Annotated in this window: 16 protein-coding genes; 14 read left to right on the top strand and 2 right to left on the bottom strand. The window is 55.0% G+C overall.

Translation table 11 applies throughout. The annotated features are described in order from the left end of the window. The first annotated feature begins 1 nt into the window (after position 1). The 14 genes from tsaE (at position 2) to CTZ24_RS17950 (ending at position 16,430) form a co-directional block, all read left to right on the top strand. On the top strand, positions 2-478 hold the full coding sequence (tsaE, locus tag CTZ24_RS18015) for a tRNA (adenosine(37)-N6)-threonylcarbamoyltransferase complex ATPase subunit type 1 TsaE (protein ID WP_208724266.1): 477 nt from the start codon (positions 2-4) through the stop codon (positions 476-478). Beyond that, complete coding sequence (gene amiB, locus CTZ24_RS18010) at positions 475-2,124, top strand: N-acetylmuramoyl-L-alanine amidase AmiB (protein ID WP_208724265.1); 1,650 nt, start codon at positions 475-477, stop codon at positions 2,122-2,124. Before tsaE ends, amiB begins: the two co-directional genes overlap by 4 nt. A gap of 43 nt (positions 2,125-2,167) precedes the next feature. Next, complete coding sequence (gene mutL, locus CTZ24_RS18005; RefSeq protein ID WP_208724264.1) at positions 2,168-4,009, top strand: DNA mismatch repair endonuclease MutL; 1,842 nt, start codon at positions 2,168-2,170, stop codon at positions 4,007-4,009. Beyond that, the gene (miaA, locus tag CTZ24_RS18000) at positions 4,002-4,952 is read left to right on the top strand and encodes a tRNA (adenosine(37)-N6)-dimethylallyltransferase MiaA (RefSeq protein ID WP_208724263.1); all 951 of its coding nucleotides are present in this window, start codon (positions 4,002-4,004) and stop codon (positions 4,950-4,952) included. Before mutL ends, miaA begins: the two co-directional genes overlap by 8 nt. Positions 4,953-5,054: 102 nt before the next feature. Further along, entirely contained in the window at positions 5,055-5,366 is a 312-nt protein-coding gene (gene hfq, locus CTZ24_RS17995) for an RNA chaperone Hfq (RefSeq protein WP_021183576.1), read from the top strand. An 80-nt stretch (positions 5,367-5,446) separates the two neighbouring features. After that, positions 5,447-6,727 carry a ribosome rescue GTPase HflX gene (gene hflX, locus CTZ24_RS17990; protein WP_021183575.1) on the top strand — a complete coding sequence of 427 codons (1,281 nt, stop codon included), beginning with the start codon at positions 5,447-5,449 and terminating at the stop codon, positions 6,725-6,727. 80 nt (positions 6,728-6,807) lie between these two features. Further along, positions 6,808-8,049: an FtsH protease activity modulator HflK gene (gene hflK / locus CTZ24_RS17985; RefSeq protein ID WP_021183574.1), complete on the top strand. Its 1,242-nt coding sequence runs from the start codon at positions 6,808-6,810 to the stop codon at positions 8,047-8,049. Between the two features lie 3 nt (positions 8,050-8,052). Continuing rightward, on the top strand, positions 8,053-9,057 hold the full coding sequence (hflC, locus tag CTZ24_RS17980) for a protease modulator HflC (protein ID WP_021183573.1): 1,005 nt from the start codon (positions 8,053-8,055) through the stop codon (positions 9,055-9,057). Positions 9,058-9,115: 58 nt separating this feature from the next. Next, positions 9,116-9,313: a DUF2065 domain-containing protein gene (locus tag CTZ24_RS17975; protein ID WP_013510694.1), complete on the top strand. Its 198-nt coding sequence runs from the start codon at positions 9,116-9,118 to the stop codon at positions 9,311-9,313. A gap of 169 nt (positions 9,314-9,482) precedes the next feature. Continuing rightward, positions 9,483-10,781 (top strand): adenylosuccinate synthase, encoded by a 1,299-nt coding sequence (locus CTZ24_RS17970; RefSeq protein WP_208724262.1) that lies wholly within the window; start codon positions 9,483-9,485, stop codon positions 10,779-10,781. Between the two features lie 191 nt (positions 10,782-10,972). Next, complete coding sequence (gene nsrR / locus CTZ24_RS17965) at positions 10,973-11,416, top strand: nitric oxide-sensing transcriptional repressor NsrR (protein WP_021183570.1); 444 nt, start codon at positions 10,973-10,975, stop codon at positions 11,414-11,416. Between the two features lie 16 nt (positions 11,417-11,432). Beyond that, on the top strand, positions 11,433-13,871 hold the full coding sequence (gene rnr / locus CTZ24_RS17960; RefSeq protein ID WP_021183569.1) for a ribonuclease R: 2,439 nt from the start codon (positions 11,433-11,435) through the stop codon (positions 13,869-13,871). A 110-nt stretch (positions 13,872-13,981) separates the two neighbouring features. After that, positions 13,982-14,716 carry a 23S rRNA (guanosine(2251)-2'-O)-methyltransferase RlmB gene (rlmB, locus tag CTZ24_RS17955; protein ID WP_208724261.1) on the top strand — a complete coding sequence of 245 codons (735 nt, stop codon included), beginning with the start codon at positions 13,982-13,984 and terminating at the stop codon, positions 14,714-14,716. A gap of 85 nt (positions 14,717-14,801) precedes the next feature. Next, entirely contained in the window at positions 14,802-16,430 is a 1,629-nt protein-coding gene (locus tag CTZ24_RS17950; protein WP_208724260.1) for an isovaleryl-CoA dehydrogenase, read from the top strand. On the opposite strand, the gene bsmA is transcribed toward CTZ24_RS17950, so the two are convergent. After that, on the bottom strand, positions 16,404-16,730 hold the full coding sequence (gene bsmA / locus CTZ24_RS17945; RefSeq protein ID WP_021183566.1) for a biofilm peroxide resistance protein BsmA: 327 nt from the start codon (positions 16,728-16,730) through the stop codon (positions 16,404-16,406). The genes CTZ24_RS17950 and bsmA overlap by 27 nt on opposite strands. Before the next feature lie 55 nt (positions 16,731-16,785). Further along, positions 16,786-18,717 carry a methyl-accepting chemotaxis protein gene (locus tag CTZ24_RS17940; RefSeq protein WP_208724259.1) on the bottom strand — a complete coding sequence of 644 codons (1,932 nt, stop codon included), beginning with the start codon at positions 18,715-18,717 and terminating at the stop codon, positions 16,786-16,788. Between the last annotated feature and the right edge of the window lie 120 nt (positions 18,718-18,837).

Raw genomic sequence — 18,837 nt, 5'->3', positions numbered from 1 at the left:
AATGAAGACCTGTGTTATTTCTTTGCCTGATGAAGCGGCAACTCTTGAACTTGGCGCGCAGCTGGCTCGCGTATGCAACAGCGCGCTGGTGATTTATTTATATGGCGATTTGGGCGCGGGTAAAACGACATTCAGTCGTGGTTTTTTGCAGGCGCTGGGCCATCAGGGCAATGTTAAAAGCCCGACTTATACGCTGGTCGAACCCTATACGCTGGATAGCCGTACGTTATACCACTTCGACCTGTATCGTTTAGCCGATCCGGAAGAACTGGAGTTTATGGGAATTCGCGACTATTTCAGCGGCGATGCCATTTGCCTGGTTGAATGGCCACAGCAGGGTGCGTGTGTCTTACCTGAACCGGACCTGGCGCTGACATTGCGTTACGTTGACAATGCGCGTGAAGCAGAACTCCAGGCGGTTTCAGCGCAGGGCGAAACCCTGCTACAACAGTTCCAGCAGTGCAGGGATCAGGCATGATGTCACGGATGAAAATGGCGTTGCTGGCGCTGCTCTGCCTGTTCTCCACCTCGGCGCTGGCCGCCACATTAGCAGATATCAAAGTCGATAATGGTGACAGTCAGGCGACGGTCACCCTGAGCTTTAACGGTCAGCCTGTGTACGGTTTTTTTCCGTTGCACAACCCCGATCGCGTGGTACTGGATATCCGCCAGAGCGGCAATATTCAGGGATTGCCGTTGACGTTCAGCGGCGAAAATATCGTTAAGCGTATCCGCAACAGTAAGCCACAAGATAAGCAGAGTATTCGTCTGGTATTTGAATTAACCCAGGCTGCGCGTACCCGCGCAACGACTCAGCGTGATGGCAATCAGTATCGCGTGGTGTTCACCATTCGCGGTACGCAAACGGCGAAGCGCAATGCGGCACCGGTCAGCTCGGTGCGCGAAACCACGAGCAGCAATCAGGGAAATCCGTTTAACGCTAACCCGGTAACCACGGTCAGCAGGAGTAATACCACCATCCGTCCCGGTGGCGCGGTGAGTCGTAACGAACCGGTGATTGTCGCGATTGATGCCGGTCACGGCGGCCAGGACCCCGGTGCGACCGGGCAGCGTGGTTTGCATGAGAAAAATGTCACCATCGCCATCGCACGTAAATTGAAAGCATTGATGGATCAGGACCCGATGTTTAAACCGGTCCTGACGCGTACCGGAGACTACTTTATCTCGGTGATGGGCCGCTCTGACGTTGCGCGCAAAGAAAACGCCAACCTGCTGGTATCCATTCACGCCGATGCGGCACCCAGCCACTCAGCAACCGGCGCCTCGGTGTGGGTGCTATCCAACCGTCGCGCGAACAGCGAAATGGCAAACTGGCTGGAACAGAAAGAGAAACAATCAGAACTGCTGGGCGGCGCAGGTGATCTGCTGGCGAATACCCAGGCCGATCCCTATCTGAGCCAGGCGGTATTGGATCTGCAATTCGGCCATTCGCAGCGTGTTGGCTATGATGTGGCGGTGAAGGTGTTGCAGCAGTTGCGTGGCATTACGCCGTTGCATAAACGTCTGCCTGAGCATGCCAGCCTCGGTGTATTACGTTCACCGGATATCCCCTCTTTATTGGTCGAAACCGGCTTTATCAGTAATTTGACTGAGGAGCGGCTGCTGGGCAGCAGCGCTTATCAGCAGAAGATTGCACAGTCGATTTATAAAGGGTTACGTAATTACTTCCTGGCGCACCCGTTGCAATCGGTCCCAAGGGAAGAAAACCGCCCGCTGGATAACGCACCAGTGGTAAGCGTCGCCAGTAATCCGGCGACAGGCACGGTGCAATATACGGGTGCGACACAACGCCATACCGTGACGCGTGGTGAAACCTTGTCAGGTATCGCCGCAAAATACGGTGTCAGTATGGCAACGCTGCGCGAGATGAACAGCCTGAAACGTGATGTGGTTTGGGTTGGGCAACGCCTGAAGGTGCCGGCGAAATCGACCGTCACCGCAAGTACCTCGCGTGGTCCGGTTCGCCATAAGGTAGTGCGCGGTGACTCATTAACCGCAATTGCCGCCCATTATGGCGTCAGCCCCAATGCCATCATGCAGGCCAATAATATGAAGTCCTCTAACGTGATGTTGGGGCAAACTCTGAAAATCCCGCAATCCTGATTGCTGGCCCCTGGTGGGCCAGCCAGCTACAAGGATCACCACCATGCCTATACAGATTTTACCGCCACAGCTGGCAAACCAGATCGCCGCAGGCGAAGTGGTGGAGCGTCCGGCATCGGTGGTGAAAGAGCTGGTGGAAAACAGCCTCGATGCCGGGGCCACGCGTATCGATGTGGACATCGAAAAGGGCGGCGCAAAGTTAATCCGCATTCGTGATAACGGTTGTGGGATAGCTAAAGATGAACTGGCGATGGCACTGGCGCGACATGCAACCAGCAAAATTGCCTCGCTGGACGATCTCGAAGCCATTGTCAGCCTGGGCTTCCGTGGCGAAGCGCTCGCCAGTATCAGTTCGGTGTCCCGCCTGACGCTCACTTCACGTACTGAAGATCAAACCGAAGCCTGGCAGGCCTACGCCGAAGGGCGGGAAATGGCGGTCACGGTTAAACCGGCGGCACATCCGGTTGGCACCACGCTGGAAGTCCTCGACCTGTTTTACAACACCCCGGCCCGCCGTAAATTCATGCGTACGGAGAAAACCGAGTTTACCCACATTGATGAAGTGATTCGTCGCATTGCGCTGGCGCGTTTCGATGTGGCGATCTCGCTCAGCCATAACGGTAAGTTGATGCGCCAGTATCGTGGCGTGACTCAGGATGCACAGCGTGAGCGTCGACTTGGGGCGATTTGCGGCACCACCTTTATGCAGCATGCGCTGAGGATTGACTGGCAGCATGATGATTTGGCCCTGCGCGGCTGGGTGGCTGATCCGGCCGGTTCACGTCAGGTGACGGACCTGCAATATTGCTACGTCAATGGCCGTATGATGCGCGATAAACTGATCAATCACGCCATTCGCCAGGCCTATCAAACCCAGTTAGGTGATGAGCAGCAACCGGCTTACGTGCTTTATCTGGAAATTGATCCGCACCAGGTGGATGTTAACGTTCATCCGGCCAAGCACGAAGTCCGTTTTCACCAGTCACGTCTGGTCCATGATTTTATCTGGCAAGGGGTGATGAGCGCCTTACAGGCCAGCCGTGCTGCTGAATTGCCGATTGCACACGCAGAAGAACCTGCGCCACAGTGGCAGCCGGAGAACCGGCAGGCGGCGGGCGGAAATCATTTTTCCCAGCCAGCGGCAACGCCACGTCGCTCAGGCGCTGCGGGCGGTGGCTGGCAGTCGCAAGAGCCAGGCTATAACACGCGTGAAGGGGCGGCCTATCAGAAACTGATACAAACGCCGGTCAGCGTGCCGACGCCGGCAAAAGCGCCATCCGTCCCGGCCCCCGTGCCTAAACCCGCAAGCGAAACACCGCTTGCGGCTCATGTGCAAAGCTTTGGGCGGGTACTGAGCGTGGTTCGTCAATGTTATGCCTTGCTGGAGCGTGGCGATACGCTGCAATTACTCTCTTTACCGGTGGCCGCACGTTGGCTAAAACAGGCCCAGTTGCAACCTGGAGAAGAAGGGCTGAAACCACAGCCGTTACTGATCCCTGTCAGGCTGAAAGTCGCGGCAGAGGAGATGGCGGTAATTGGCCGACAAGCGGCATTGTTAACGGCGATGGGCATTGATTTACAACGGGAAGGGCAGCATGTGACGCTCCGCGCGGTGCCTTTACCGTTACGCACACAAAATTTACAAATCTTGATTCCAGAACTGTTAGGCTATCTCGCCCGGCAGCAAGAGGTTTCTGCGTTCGCACTGGCCCAGTGGCTGGCCCGTCGTGACAATGCAGAAGCCCCGCACTGGAATCACTCGCAGGCGATTACGTTGCTGGCGGAGCTGGAACGGCTATGCCCGCAACTGTTAAAGTCGCCGCCTTCTGGCCTGTTACAGGCCGTTGAGATTGAGAGCGCGATTAACGCGTTGAAGCATGAGTGAACTGAACCAGGCTAGCCGGCCTAAGGCAATTTTTTTGATGGGCCCGACTGCCTCCGGTAAGACGGCGCTGGCAATTTCGTTGCGTCAGCATCTTCCGGTGGAACTTATTAGCGTTGACTCTGCCTTAATCTATCGCGGGATGGATATTGGCACGGCGAAGCCGTCCGAAGAGGAGTTAGCGCAAGCACCCCATCGCTTGCTGGACATTCGCGACCCGGCGGAGGCGTATTCCGCTGCCGAATTTCGTCGTGATGCGTTGGCAGAAATGGCGGAAATCACCCAAAGGGGTAAGATTCCGTTGCTTGTTGGTGGAACCATGCTCTACTTCAAGGCGTTGCTTGAAGGATTGTCGCCGCTGCCCTCGGCCGATCCGGACGTGCGTCAGCGGATAGAGCAAATGGCGGCGGAGAAAGGTTGGGATGCCTTGCACCGTCAGCTGTGTGAAATCGATCCGGTCGCCGGTGGTCGTATTCATCCGAATGATCCGCAGAGACTTTCGCGAGCACTGGAAGTTTTTTTTATTTCGGGTAAAACTTTAACGGAACTGACAAAAACATCCGGTGAAGCGTTACCCTACGACGTGTATCAGTTCGCAATCGCTCCGGCGAATCGCGAATTGCTACATCAACGCATTGCGTTGCGTTACAACCAGATGCTGGCGTCAGGGTTTGAAGCGGAGGCTCGCGCTCTGTTTGCACGAGGTGATTTGCATACGGATATGCCTTCCATTCGCTGTGTTGGTTATCGTCAAATGTGGTCTTATCTCACTGGCGAAATCGATTACAACGAAATGGTTTATCGGGGAATTTGCGCAACCCGGCAGCTCGCGAAACGCCAGATGACCTGGTTACGTGGCTGGCCTGACGTGCACTGGTTAGACAGTGACGAGCCAGATTTAGCGCGTAATGCGGTGCTTCAGGTTGTTAGTGCGAAGCAGGGATGATTGTGTACAATTGATCCGTTATCGTGCGCAAATTTTTTACGCAGTTTTTCTGAACCACGGTTCAAAAAGTAACAAACAACAAGCATATAAGGAAAAGATAGAATGGCTAAGGGGCAATCATTACAAGACCCGTTTTTGAACGCACTGCGTCGTGAACGTGTACCGGTTTCGATCTATTTGGTGAATGGTATTAAGCTGCAAGGGCAGATTGAATCCTTCGATCAGTTCGTTATTTTGTTGAAAAACACAGTTAGCCAGATGGTGTATAAGCACGCCATCTCTACAGTGGTTCCTTCTCGTCCGGTATCGCACCATAGCAACAATGCGGGCGGCGGAAGCAGTAACTACCACCACGGCGGAAGCAACCAGGCCGCTCAGTCGCAGCCACAACAAGACGGCGATAACGCAGAATAATTTTTGTGTTGCCGTGAAGCCAGGGCTGGAGAGCGCGAACGTTTTCCCGTCCTGGTTATTTATTTTAGCGAGGTTATAGCTTGTTTGACCGTTATGATGCCGGTGAGCAGGCCGTACTGGTACACATCTGGTTCTCCCAAGACAAAGAGCTGGAAGATTTGCAGGAGTTTGAAACTCTTGTCTCTTCTGCGGGCGTCGAAGCGCTGCAGGTTATTACTGGCAGCCGTAAAGCGCCACATCCCAAATATTTTGTCGGTGAAGGAAAGGCAGTTGAAATTGCCGATGCGGTGAAAGCGAGTGGAGCATCGGTCGTTTTATTCGATCATGCCTTATCCCCTGCTCAGGAACGAAATCTTGAGCGGCTGTGCGAATGTCGCGTTGTCGATCGCACCGGCTTAATTCTCGATATTTTTGCTCAGCGCGCCCGTACCCATGAGGGTAAATTGCAGGTCGAGCTGGCACAGCTACGCCATCTGGCAACGCGTCTGGTTCGTGGCTGGACGCACCTTGAGCGCCAGAAGGGCGGTATCGGTTTGCGTGGTCCGGGTGAAACCCAGCTGGAAACGGACCGTCGTTTGCTGCGCAACCGTATCAGTCTGATCCTTTCCCGTCTTGAGCGCGTGGAAAAACAGCGTGAACAGGGACGACAGGCGCGCGCTAAAGCCGATGTGCCAACCGTTTCGTTGGTGGGATACACCAACGCCGGTAAATCCACCCTGTTCAACGCCATCACGTCAGCGGATGTTTATGCTGCGGATCAGCTGTTTGCGACGCTGGACCCGACCTTACGCCGTCTGAATGTGGCGGATGTGGGGGAAGTGGTGCTGGCAGATACGGTAGGTTTTATTCGTCACCTGCCTCACGATTTGGTGGCGGCGTTTAAGGCAACATTGCAGGAAACGCGTCAGGCCACCTTACTGATGCATGTGATTGATGCGGCTGATTTACGCGTCAATGACAACATCGAGGCAGTTAATGAAGTGTTGGCAGAGATTGAGGCCGACGAAATTCCTTCCCTGCTGATCATGAACAAAATCGATATGCTGGATGGTTTCGAACCGCGTATCGACCGTGATGAAGAGAATAAACCGATTCGCGTCTGGCTTTCCGCGCAGACCGGTGTCGGTCTGCCATTATTATGGCAGGCACTATCAGAACGTCTGGCGGGTGAAATTGCGCAGTATGATCTGCGTTTACCACCGGAAGCCGGACGTCTGCGCAGTCGTTTTTACCAGTTACAGGCGATTGAGAAAGAGTGGAATGAAGATGATGGCAGTGTAGGTTTACACGTACGAATGCCGATTGTGGACTGGCGTCGTTTATGTAAACAAGAGCCGTCGCTAGCCAGTTATATTGTTTGACCGTTGCCCAACTCATTTACCGGAACAGCCTGTACATCGGCTGTAAGGTAAAACGTAAATACAATAAATGGAGTAGAGACATGGCGTGGAATCAGCCCGGTAATAACGGACAGGACCGCGACCCGTGGGGAAGCAGCAATAATCAAGGCGGCAACTCTGGGGGAAACAAAGGAGGTCGCGATCAGGGACCACCTGATCTGGATGATATCTTCCGTAAACTGAGTAAAAAACTCGGTGGACTGGGCGGTGGCAAACAGAGTGACAACAACGGCCAGCGCAGCGGTGGTAGCGGTGGCAAATTGGTTGGCATCGTTGCCGCTGCGGCAGTGATCATCTGGGCGGCCAGCGGGTTCTACACCATTAAAGAAGCGGAGCGCGGCGTCGTCACCCGTTTCGGCAAATTCAGCCATCTGGTTGAGCCTGGTCTCAACTGGAAACCTACTTTTATCGACCATGTCCAAGCCGTCAACGTGGAGGCGGTGCGTGAACTCGCCGCTTCTGGCGTGATGCTGACGTCGGATGAAAACGTGGTGCGCGTGGAAATGAACGTGCAGTATCGCGTGACCGATCCGGAGCGTTATCTGTTTGCCGTGACCAGTGCTGACGATAGCCTGCGCCAGGCAACTGACAGCGCGCTGCGTGGCGTGATTGGTCGTTCCACTATGGATCGTATCCTGACGGAAGGCCGTACCGTGGTGCGTAGCGATACCCAGCGTGAAATAGACGAAACCATCCGTCCATACAATATGGGTATCACGCTGCTCGATGTGAACTTCCAGGCGGCACGTCCACCGGAAGAGGTGAAAGCCTCATTTGATGATGCGATTGCCGCGCGTGAAAACCGCGAGCAGTACGTACGTGAAGCAGAAGCTTATGCTAACGAAGTACAGCCGCGCGCGAATGGTCAGGCACAGCGTATCCTTGAAGAGGCGCGCGCTTACAAAGAGCGTACCGTGCTGGAAGCGCAGGGTGAAGTGGCGCGTTTTGCTCGCATGTTGCCGGAATATAAAGCCGCTCCGCAAATCACCAGAGAGCGTCTCTACATCGAAAGCATGGAACGCGTGCTCAGCCATACCCGCAAAGTGCTGGTTAACGATCGAGGCAACAACCTGATGGTCCTGCCGCTGGATCAGCTGATGCGTGGCGCTCAGGCAGCCCCAGGCCAGCCTGGCCAGAAAAATACCGATTTGATGAAGCTGCCGCCGGTTTCAGATAGCAGCGCCAGCAATAGCGACACTTCATCGTACAGTCCGAGCAGCATCATGGATCAGCGTCGCGCTAATGCGCTGCGTAACGATACCCAGCGTATGGGGAGGGAATAATCGATGCGTAAGCCAATTATCGCCGTAATTATCGTAGTGCTGGTGGTGCTTTACGCGTCACTGTTCGTGGTACAGGAAGGCCAGCGCGGTATCGTGTTGCGTTTCGGCAAGGTTCTGCGTGACAGCGAAAACAAACCGCTGGTGTACGCGCCGGGTCTGCATTTCAAGATCCCGTTTATTGAAACTGTGAAATCGCTGGACGCACGTATTCAGACGATGGACAACCAGGCAGATCGTTTTGTCACCAAAGAGAAAAAAGATCTGATTGTTGATTCCTACATCAAATGGCGTATCAGCGATTTCAGCCGTTACTACCTGGCAACGGGTGGTGGTGACGTTTCGCAGGCTGAAGTGCTGCTGAAACGTAAATTCAGCGACCGTCTGCGTTCTGAAATGGGACGTCTGGACGTGAAAGACATCGTGACTGACTCCCGTGGTCGTTTGACCACTGATGTTCGCGATGCGCTGAACACCGGTAGCGCGGGCAACGATGACGAAGTTCAGACGCCAGCGGCCGACGACGCGATTGCCAACGCGGCAGCACGCGTGGAGCGTGAAACCAACAGCAATGAACCGGCACCGAACCCGAACAGTATGGCGGCGCTGGGTATTGAGGTGGTCGACGTACGCATTAAGCAGATCAACCTGCCGACAGAAGTGTCTGACGCTATTTACAACCGTATGCGCGCTGAGCGTGAAGCGGTTGCGCGTAGTCAGCGTTCACAAGGCCAGGAAGAGGCGGAAAAATTGCGTGCTCAGGCGGATTATCAGGTAACCCGTACGCTGGCTGAAGCGCAGCGTCAGGCGTTGATCACCCGCGGTGAAGGGGATGCTGAAGCGGCGAAACTGTTTGCTGATGCATTCAGTCAGGATCCGGATTTCTACGCCTTTATCCGCAGTCTGCGTGCTTACGAGAACAGCTTTGCGGATAATCAGGATATTCTGGTTTTAAGCCCGGATAGCGATTTCTTCCGTTATATGAAGGCCCCCTCTAACGCCACGCGTTAATAACTGATATAAATTTAAGGCCGACAATGATGTCGGCCTTTTTTTTGGGGAAAGAATGATGAACACAACCATCTGGATGGCACTGGCTTTGGTGCTGGTTCTGGAAGGGCTGGGACCGATGTTTTTACCGCGTATCTGGCGGCGTATGATTCTGGCAATGGCACAGATGCCGGATCGTTTGTTACATCGGTTTGGTGGCGGCCTGGTGGTTGCTGGTGTGGTGATTTATTACATGGTTAGCGTCCATGCGAGCTAAAAATGCGCGTTCTGACTGAGCGGCATTGTGTCTCGCAGTCAATTTTCCCCCAAGATGTTGTATCGATCAAAACTCAGGCAAAAAACCACGCAATCGTATGCTAAAAGAGCTGAAAGTGAGAAAATCAGGTGGTAGAATCCATTTTTAAGCAATCGGTGATTTTGAAAAAATGGGTAAGAACGTCGTCGTACTGGGCACCCAATGGGGTGACGAAGGTAAAGGTAAGATCGTAGACCTTCTCACAGAGCGCGCGAAATACGTCGTGCGCTATCAAGGTGGTCACAATGCGGGCCACACGCTTGTCATCAACGGTGAAAAAACCGTCCTCCACTTAATTCCATCTGGCATTCTGCGTGATAACGTAACCAGCATCATTGGTAACGGCGTTGTTCTGTCGCCTGAAGCGCTGATGAAAGAGATGAAAGGCCTTGAGGAGCGCGGTGTACCGGTACGTGAACGTCTGCTGCTGTCTGAAGCTTGCCCGTTAATTCTGCAATACCATGTTGCAATGGATAAAGCGCGTGAAACTGCGCGCGGTGCCAAAGCTATCGGTACTACCGGTCGTGGTATCGGCCCGGCGTATGAAGATAAAGTTGCACGCCGTGGTCTGCGCGTTGGCGACCTTTTCAACAAAGAAACCTTCGCCGCCAAGCTGAAAGAAGTGGTTGATTACTATAACTTCCAGTTGGTGCACTACTACAAAGAAGAAGCCGTTGATTACGACAAAGTGCTGAATGATGTGATGGCAGTTGCCGACATCCTGACCAGCATGGTGGTTGACGTGTCTGAACTGCTGGATACTGCGCGTCAGCGTGGCGATCTGATCATGTTCGAAGGTGCCCAGGGCACGCTGCTGGACATCGACCACGGTACTTATCCCTACGTGACTTCATCGAACACCACCGCAGGTGGTGTGGCAACCGGCTCAGGTATTGGTCCGCGTTATGTGGATTATGTGCTGGGTATCGTGAAAGCTTACTCAACGCGTGTGGGTGCAGGTCCGTTCCCGACTGAGCTGTTTGAGGAAACGGGTGAATTCCTGTGCCAGAAAGGTCACGAGTACGGTGCCACTACCGGTCGCCGTCGTCGTACCGGCTGGCTCGATGCGGTTGCTGTACGTCGTGCTGTACAGATCAACTCATTGTCAGGTTTCTGCATGACCAAACTGGACGTGCTGGATGGCCTGAAAGAAGTGAAAATTTGTGTGGCTTATCGCATGCCAGATGGTCGCGAAGTCACCACTACGCCGCTGGCTGCTGAAGGCTGGGAAGGTATTGAGCCGATTTACGAATCAATGCCGGGCTGGAGTGAAAACACCTTTGGCGTGAAAACGCTGGAAGGTCTGCCGCAAGCCGCGCGTGATTACATTAAACGTGTGGAAGAGGTAACCGGTGTGCCGATAGATATTATTTCTACTGGCCCTGACCGTGAAGAAACGATGATTTTGCGCCATCCATTCGACGCATAATCCCCTCAGGCCGGACTCTGTCCGGCCTCTGCTTATCTGCTCTTTGACTCCGCTCACACCATTTTTTCTTGCAAATATCGATAGTTGCCTGAAAAAAACGCACCGGCCTTCACACACTGGTTTATCATCATAATTAAACACCACGCCCGCTGGCGCATAACAATAACATCCGATGATTTACTGAGGTAAATGTGCAGCTTACAAGTTTTACTGATTATGGTCTGCGCGCTCTGATTTACATGGCGACGTTGCCGGAAGGCAGACAGACCAACATTACCGAAGTGACCGATACCTACGGGGTGTCGCGTAATCACATGGTCAAAATCATCAACCAACTCAGTCGGGCCGGGTTTGTGGCCGCAACGCGCGGTAAAAACGGCGGAATTCGTTTAGGCATGGACCCGGAAAAAATTGTCATTGGCGACGTTGTAAGAAAAATGGAGCCATTACAATTGGTTAATTGTAGTGAATGTTCGATTACGCCAGCCTGTCGCTTGCGTAAAGCCTTGAACGATGCGGTCCAGTTATTTCTGAAAGAACTGGATAACTACACCCTGGCCGATCTCGTCAAAGGTAACGACCCTTTGTACCAAATTTTATTGTCCGAACCGCCGGTGGCAATCCATCAAAAATGACATCGGAGGAACCGTAATGTCAAAAGACCCTTTTCAGGACAGAGAAGCTGAAAAATATGAAAACCCGATTCCAAGTCGGGAATTTATCCTCGCGCTACTAGAAAAGCGTGAAAAACCTGCCAACCGCGAGGACATCGCGCAGGAACTTAACATCACCAGCGAGGAGCAGCTGGAAGCGTTGCGTCGTCGTCTGCGTGCGATGGAACGCGATGGTCAACTGGTATTTACCCGTCGTCAATGTTACGCCCTGCCAGAACGTCTCGATCTGCTACGCGGTAAAGTCATTGGCCACCGTGATGGCTATGGTTTCCTGCGTGTGGAAGGACAGAAAGATGATTTCTATCTCTCCGCAGAGCAGTTGAAATTGTGTCTGCACGGCGACGTGATTCTGGCACAACCTGGCGGTGCGGATCGTAAAGGCCGCCGCGAGGCACGCGTGGTGCGGGTACTGGAACCGCGCAACAGCCAGATTGTTGGTCGTTACTTTACCGATGCCGGCACGGGGTTTGTGGTGCCGGACGACAGCCGTCTGAGCTTTGATATCCTGATCCCGCAGGACCAGACGCTGAATGCGCGTATGGGATCCGTGGTGGTGGTGGAGATCACCCAGCGCCCAACACGTCGTACCAAGGCATTGGGTAAAGTCACCGAAGTGCTTGGTGACAACATGGGAACCGGTCTGGCCGTTGATATGGCGCTGCGCACCCATGAAATCCCCCATGTTTGGCCGGAAGCGGTAGAAAAGCAGATCGCTCAACTGAAAGAAGAAGTACCAGAAGCGGCGAAGAAAGGCCGTGTCGATTTGCGCCAACTGCCGTTAGTCACCATTGATGGTGAAGATGCACGCGATTTCGACGATGCGGTCTACTGCGAGAAAAAACGCGGTGGCGGCTGGCGCTTATGGGTAGCGATTGCCGATGTCAGCTATTACGTGCGTCCGGGCACGGCGCTGGACAACGAAGCGCACCAGCGCGGCACGTCGGTCTATTTCCCGTCCCAGGTTGTCCCGATGCTGCCGGAAGTGCTGTCGAATGGTCTGTGCTCACTGAATCCGCAGGTCGATCGCCTGTGTATGGTGTGTGAAATGACCATCTCCGCCAGCGGTAAACTCACCGGTTACAAACACTATGAAGCGGTGATGAATTCACACGCACGTCTGACCTACACCAAAGTGTGGAACATTCTGCAAGGTAACCCGGAGCTGCGTGAGCAATATGCTCCGCTGGTGAAGCATCTTGAAGAGTTGCATCGGATGTACCAGGTGCTGGAAAAGGCGCGTGAACAGCGTGGCGGCATCTCGTTTGAAACCGAAGAAGCCAAATTTATCTTCAACGCCGATCGCCGCATTGAACGTGTCGAGCGCACGGTCCGTAACGATGCGCACAAGCTGATTGAAGAGTGCATGATCCTCGCTAACATCGCTTCAGCGCGCTTTGTTGAGAAGAACGAAGAACCCGCGTTGTTCCGCGATCACGATCGTCCCAGTGATGACAGCATCACCAGTTTCCGCACCGTGCTCAACGAACTGGGTCTGAGCCTGCCGGGTGGCAGCAAACCGCAGCCGATCGATTATGCCGAGTTGCTGACGCAAATAGCCGATCGACCGGACGCGGAAATGCTGCAAACCATGCTGCTGCGTTCGATGAAACAAGCGGTGTACGACCCGGAAAACCGCGGCCACTTTGGCCTCGCGCTGGCGTCGTATGCACACTTTACTTCGCCGATTCGCCGCTACCCGGATCTGCTGCTGCATCGCGCTATCAAGTATCTGCTGGCGAAAGAGCAGGGTGAAGAGAAGGGCAACACCACGGCTACCGGCGGTTATCACTACGACATGCAGCAGATGCTGCAACTCGGTCAGCACTGCTCGATGACTGAGCGCCGTGCTGACGAAGCCACCCGTGACGTCGCCGACTGGCTGAAATGCGACTTTATGCAGGATCAGGTGGGTAACGTCTTTAACGGTGTGATCTCCAGCGTGACCGGTTTTGGTTTCTTCGTGCGTCTCAACGATTTGTTTATCGATGGTCTGGTGCATGTGTCATCGCTGGATAATGATTACTATCGTTTCGATCCGGTGGGCCAACGCCTGATCGGCGAGTCCGGCGGACGTACTTATCGTCTCGGTGACGCGGTAGAAGTACGGGTTGAAGCGGTGCATATGGATGAACGCAAAATCGACTTCGCGCTGATTTCCAGCAAGCGTGTGCCGCGTGGTGAGGGCAAAACCGTCCGTGAGCGCGAGAAGCGTGGCGGCAAGCCTCCGGCGAAGCGTCGCCGTGACGCCGGTAAAAGCGTGAATTTCGAGCCGGATGAGGCTTTCCGCAGTGGCAAGAAAAAACCGGCCAAAGCGAAAAGCGAGAAAAAAAGCAAAAAAGTCTCCGAAAAAACCCGTAAAATCGCCGCCGCCACAAAAGCGAAGCGTGCGGCGAAGAAGAAAACCAGCGAAGCCTGATGCCATAAAGTTCCGGCACATTTCGTAGCGGTGCGATTTAGCGCGCAGATTTTACAAAGCGCGCAATGAATTGCGCCGCTACTGTTCGACATCCAACCTTGAGCTAAGTAATGAGTGAAATAATTTTTGGTATCCATGCCGTGCAGGCGTTGCTGGAGCGTGACCCCCAGCGTTTTCAGGAAGTCTTTATCCTCAAAGGCCGTGACGATCGTCGCCTGCAACCGCTGATCGCTGCATTGGAAGCTCAGGGAATTGCCGTGCAAGTCGCGAACCGCCAGTGGCTCGATAGTCAGGCAGAAGGCGGGGTACATCAGGGTATCGTGGCGCGCGTGAAGCCGGGTAAAAATTATCAGGAAGGGGATCTCCCGGATCTGCTGGAATCCATTGAGAATCCGTTCCTGTTGATCCTTGATGGTGTTACCGATCCGCATAACCTCGGTGCCTGCCTGCGCAGTGCCGATGCGGCTGGTGTGCACGCGGTGATCGTGCCAAAAGATCGCTCGGCGCAACTGAATGCGACGGCGAAGAAAGTGGCTTGTGGCGCCGCAGAAAACGTCCCGTTGATTCGTGTCACCAACCTGGCGCGCACCATGCGTCTGCTCCAGGAATATCAGGTCTGGATCGTCGGTACCGCCGGTGAAGCCGATCATACGTTGTATCAGAGCAAGCTGCCGGCGTCCCTGGCGCTGGTGATGGGGGCGGAAGGTGAGGGCATGCGCCGTCTGACCCGTGAACATTGCGATGAACTGATCAGCATTCCGATGGCGGGCAGCGTCTCCTCCCTCAACGTCTCGGTAGCCACCGGCATTTGCCTGTTTGAGGCCGTACGCCAACGTCAGGCGTGATCCCCACCGCAAATTAGTTTCTGTGCCAGGCATAACTGCGCGTCGTCCTCATACTTAGTGTGACGGGTAAGCGCGAGGAGCCGTTATGACCTGGACCACTCACAACGTTTTCAATCAACCTCAGCCACTGAGCAACAGCAACCTGTTCACCCGCGATCTGCCGTTATGCGAAGCTGTCGCGCGTGAAGGTGCCAGCTGGGATCGAGAGTGGCTGGCCTCTGTGGGCCTGCAACTCGGCAGTGCCGAATCACTGGAACTGGGGCGACTGGCCAATGCTCAGCCACCGGAATTGGTGCGCTATGACGCGCGCGGCGAACGACTGGATGAGGTGCGTTTTCATCCCGCCTGGCATCTGTTGATGCAGGGATTATGCGCCAGCCGCCTGCATAATCTGAGCTGGCAACCCGATGTACAACCCAATGCGATGGTCGCGCGCGCCGCGCGTTTTATTTTGCACGCGCAGGTAGAAGCGGGCTCTCTTTGTCCGGTGACCATGACCCATGCCGCCATCCCGCTGCTGCAAAACCATCTACCTGAGCCCTACGCCGACTGGCGCGATGCGTTACTGAGCGACCGTTATGATGCACATCATCAACCCGGTAATAAAAAGCGCGGTTTGCTGATTGGCATGGGGATGACCGAGAAGCAAGGCGGCACTGATGTGCTCAGCAACAGCACACGCGCGGAACCGCTGGGAGGGCGTGGGCCAGGTGAGACTTATCGTATCGTCGGGCATAAATGGTTTTTCTCGGTGCCGCAAAGCGATGCGCACCTGATCCTGGCACAGACCGCGGGTGGCCTGAGCTGCTTTTTCCTGCCGCGCCTGTTACCGGATGGCGAGCGTAACGCCATTCGGCTTGAACGTCTGAAAGACAAACTCGGCAACCGTTCCAATGCCAGCTGCGAAGTGGAATTCCAGGACGCCATCGGCTGGTTAATGGGCGAAGAGGGCGAAGGCATCCGTCTGATTCTGAAGATGGGAGGAATGACGCGTTTCGATTGCGCGCTTGGCAGTCACGGGCTGATGCGTCGCGCCTTCTCCATCGCCCTGCATCATGCGCAACAACGCCAGGTGATGGGCAAAAATCTCAGCGATCAGCCCCTGATGCGCACGGTGCTGGCACAGCAGGCGCTCCAGCTAGAGGGACAAACAGCCCTGCTGCTGCGTCTGGCTCGTGCCTGGTCAACCCCGGTCAGCGAGCATGAGCGCCTCTATGCGCGGCTGTTCACTCCCGCAGCCAAGTATGTTATTTGCCAGGCCGGGATACCCTTTGTGGCCGAAGCTATGGAGGTGCTCGGCGGCATTGGTTATTGCGAAGAAAGCGAACTGCCACGCCTGTATCGTGAGATGCCGGTCAACAGCATCTGGGAAGGCTCCGGCAATGTGATGTGCCTGGATGTGCTACGGGTTCTGAACCGGCAATCCGATATGCTGGCGATGATCAGTGATGAACTGGAGACAGTCAAAGGCTGCAACCGTCATTTCGACCGTCGCTGGCGGCAACTGCGTTTGCGTCTCGGCAATGTGCAGGAGGGGCAAGCGCGCGCGGTCACGACGGAACTGTTGCAACTGGCCACGGCGGCCATCCTGCTCAAAGTGGCTGAACCGCCACTGGCCGATGGCTGGTGTCAGCAGTTTCTCGATACGCGCGGGCAGCGGCCATTAAGCCACGATCTTAACTCGCGGTTACTGCTGCGAGCCTGTTCCGGTTGAGGGGCCATAAAGGATGGCGGTGGCGTACCAGAAACCGGGCAAAACCGTCTCATCCAGCATCAAAACCTGATAATACGTCGCACCCAACTGATTCGCTCTGGCGGCGATAGCGCGCTGGGCATCATCCGGCGAGCCGCGCACCTGAGCGCTGATGGTACCGAGTTTGGGCAGGCCGTAGCTCTGCGCTCGATTAATTTCCTGAGCATGTGTGGTGGGTGGCGGTGGCGCTTTGGGAGTTGGCGTCAGTGCCGAGCAGCCGCTCAACAGCAGGCTGAAGGCCAGAAATAACGAAACGCGCATGGTAGCTCCGGTTCAGGGAAGATGGCTCAAGTGTATGCCATCTTCCCCTGCCGCATTATGACTTGAGATGAAAAATACTCACCAGCTGGGTCAGATGATGGCCCTGCTGACTCAGGCTTTGGGCGGTGGCCTCAGATTCAGTCACCAGATCGCTGTTCTGATGGGTAGCCTGGCTGATGTGGTTCATCGCCAGATTCACCTGACCAATGCCTGCGGCCTGTTCCTGTGCGGCAACATTGATCTCACCCATCAGGGCTTTTACCTGCGTGATATGTTCCACAATGTGTTGCATGGCATCACGCGTCTGCTCAGACAGGGCATGACCTTCCGCTACCTTACTGATGGAGCGGGTGATCAGTCCGTCAATCTCTTTGGCTGCCTGGGCGCTGCGCTGCGCCAGTGCGCGAACTTCCGCCGCCACCACGGCAAAGCCTTTACCATGCTCACCGGCTCGTGCCGCTTCTACCGCCGCATTCAGTGCCAGGATATTGGTCTGGAACGCGATAGATTCAATCACATGGGTGATATCGGCGATGCTTTGCGAGGCGACGCGTATTTCGGTCATGGTGCTGACCGAACGTGATACGGTTTTGCCACCCAGGGACACGGTCTGGTCAGTCTCACCCACCAATACCAGCGCCTGGCGCACGTTGGCCGCAGTTTGCGCTACGGTTGCGCCAAACTGTTCCATGCTGGCGGAGGTTTGTTCCACGCTGCTGGCCTGGCGACCAATCTGTTCGCTGATGTTCTGGCTGCTGGCGGCAATATTGTCGGTGCCCTGGCTGATCTGCTGTGCAGTCTGGCGCACCTGACCGACGATCTGCTCCAGGCCATCACCAATGCCGTTAATCGCCGCCACTAACTGGCCAATTTCATCATGGCGAGTCGAGTCGAGATGCGCCTGGAGATTCCCTGCCGCATACTCCTCGGCTAAATGGATCACCTGATGAAGCGGGCGGGTGATGGCCCGGCGGCTGTACCACATAAAGCCGATGGCAAAGGCAATCACCAACGCCAGACCTATAGCGATAAACAGGTTACGGCTTTGGGTAATCGGAGCCAGCAGGCTGGCCTGGCTGACTTCCCCGGCAATAATCCAGTTCCAGCCCGGCAACTGCTGCCAGGCCAGAAGTTTGGTTTCACCGTCCAGCGGAATGGCGACCAGACCTTTTGGCTCGTTCAGCAATTGTTGCTGTGTCGCCGCACTCCACAGCGGCAATTTGCCTTCGCGCTGGCTATCAAACAGATATTGTCCCTGAGTGGCACCGGCTGCACCGTTCAGCACAAAGAAGCGCCCGCTGTCGCCGAGATGGCGGGCCAGCACTTTTTCGCGCATCAGCGCGTACTGTTTATCGATTTGTACCCCGACGAACAGGATGCCGATCACCGCACCGCTGTCATCGGTGACGGGCTGATATTGCGTGATGTAACGGTGACCAAATAAGGTAGCCAGGCCACGATAAACGTTGCCCTGATTGACGTTACGCCAGGCGGCGCTGCTGCGGTCCAGTCGGGTGCCGATCGCACGGTTGCCGTCTTCCTTCTTCAGCGACGTTGCGATACGGACATAATCATCACCGTCACGCACGAAAACAGTCGACACGGCACCGGTACGATCGAGGAAATCATCCACCGCAATCTGGTCAAGGTTGAGGGTTTTCAGCCCGGCACGCAGGGTCGGCGTGTTGATGTCGCCCACCTGGATGCGGGCGCTTTCATCGCGACTAAAGCGCTTCGGCAGAAAACTCTGAAACAATCGGGTGTAATTCGCCACCTCGGCAGAGAGGGTGGTATTAAACATGGTGGCCATCTCGCTGATGCCCTGCACCTGATTTTGCATATCGTCAGTCGCCAGTTGCTCCAGCTGGCGAGCGGCGTTGTGGCTCAGGGTCAGGGTGAGGGTCAGCAGTACCACGGCTACGCTTAAAGACGTCAGTACAGACAGCTTGATGCCGAGACCCATTGCGCTGAGAGAGAGACGCTTCATAAATTACCTATGTTGATGTGGATGAAGGGATACAAGATCAACGGCAAACTGGGCAAAAGGTTTAGGGTGGAAATTATTCGCACAAAAATGTGAAGTGACTCGCGTTTTGAAGTGCAGGGT

The sequence above is a fragment of the Pantoea phytobeneficialis genome, assembly GCF_009728735.1.
GTDB lineage: Bacteria > Pseudomonadota > Gammaproteobacteria > Enterobacterales > Enterobacteriaceae > Pantoea > Pantoea phytobeneficialis.
The sequence above is the reverse complement of the archived record's forward strand: the minus strand, read 5'-3'. Positions and strand labels throughout refer to the sequence as shown.

Bases quoted from the DNA above. Each gene is read 5' to 3' on its own strand.
- tsaE (WP_208724266.1), top strand. From the start codon at position 2: ATGAAGACCTGTGTTATTTCTTTGCCTGATGAAGCGGCAACTCTTGAA.
- amiB (WP_208724265.1), top strand. From the start codon at position 475: ATGATGTCACGGATGAAAATGGCGTTGCTGGCGCTGCTCTGCCTGTTC.
- mutL (WP_208724264.1), top strand. From the start codon at position 2,168: ATGCCTATACAGATTTTACCGCCACAGCTGGCAAACCAGATCGCCGCA.
- miaA (WP_208724263.1), top strand. From the start codon at position 4,002: ATGAGTGAACTGAACCAGGCTAGCCGGCCTAAGGCAATTTTTTTGATG.
- hfq (WP_021183576.1), top strand. From the start codon at position 5,055: ATGGCTAAGGGGCAATCATTACAAGACCCGTTTTTGAACGCACTGCGT.
- hflK (WP_021183574.1), top strand. From the start codon at position 6,808: ATGGCGTGGAATCAGCCCGGTAATAACGGACAGGACCGCGACCCGTGG.
- hflC (WP_021183573.1), top strand. From the start codon at position 8,053: ATGCGTAAGCCAATTATCGCCGTAATTATCGTAGTGCTGGTGGTGCTT.
- CTZ24_RS17975 (WP_013510694.1), top strand. From the start codon at position 9,116: ATGAACACAACCATCTGGATGGCACTGGCTTTGGTGCTGGTTCTGGAA.
- CTZ24_RS17970 (WP_208724262.1), top strand. From the start codon at position 9,483: ATGGGTAAGAACGTCGTCGTACTGGGCACCCAATGGGGTGACGAAGGT.
- rnr (WP_021183569.1), top strand. From the start codon at position 11,433: ATGTCAAAAGACCCTTTTCAGGACAGAGAAGCTGAAAAATATGAAAAC.
- rlmB (WP_208724261.1), top strand. From the start codon at position 13,982: ATGAGTGAAATAATTTTTGGTATCCATGCCGTGCAGGCGTTGCTGGAG.
- CTZ24_RS17950 (WP_208724260.1), top strand. From the start codon at position 14,802: ATGACCTGGACCACTCACAACGTTTTCAATCAACCTCAGCCACTGAGC.
- bsmA (WP_021183566.1), bottom strand. From the start codon at position 16,730: ATGCGCGTTTCGTTATTTCTGGCCTTCAGCCTGCTGTTGAGCGGCTGC.
- CTZ24_RS17940 (WP_208724259.1), bottom strand. From the start codon at position 18,717: ATGAAGCGTCTCTCTCTCAGCGCAATGGGTCTCGGCATCAAGCTGTCT.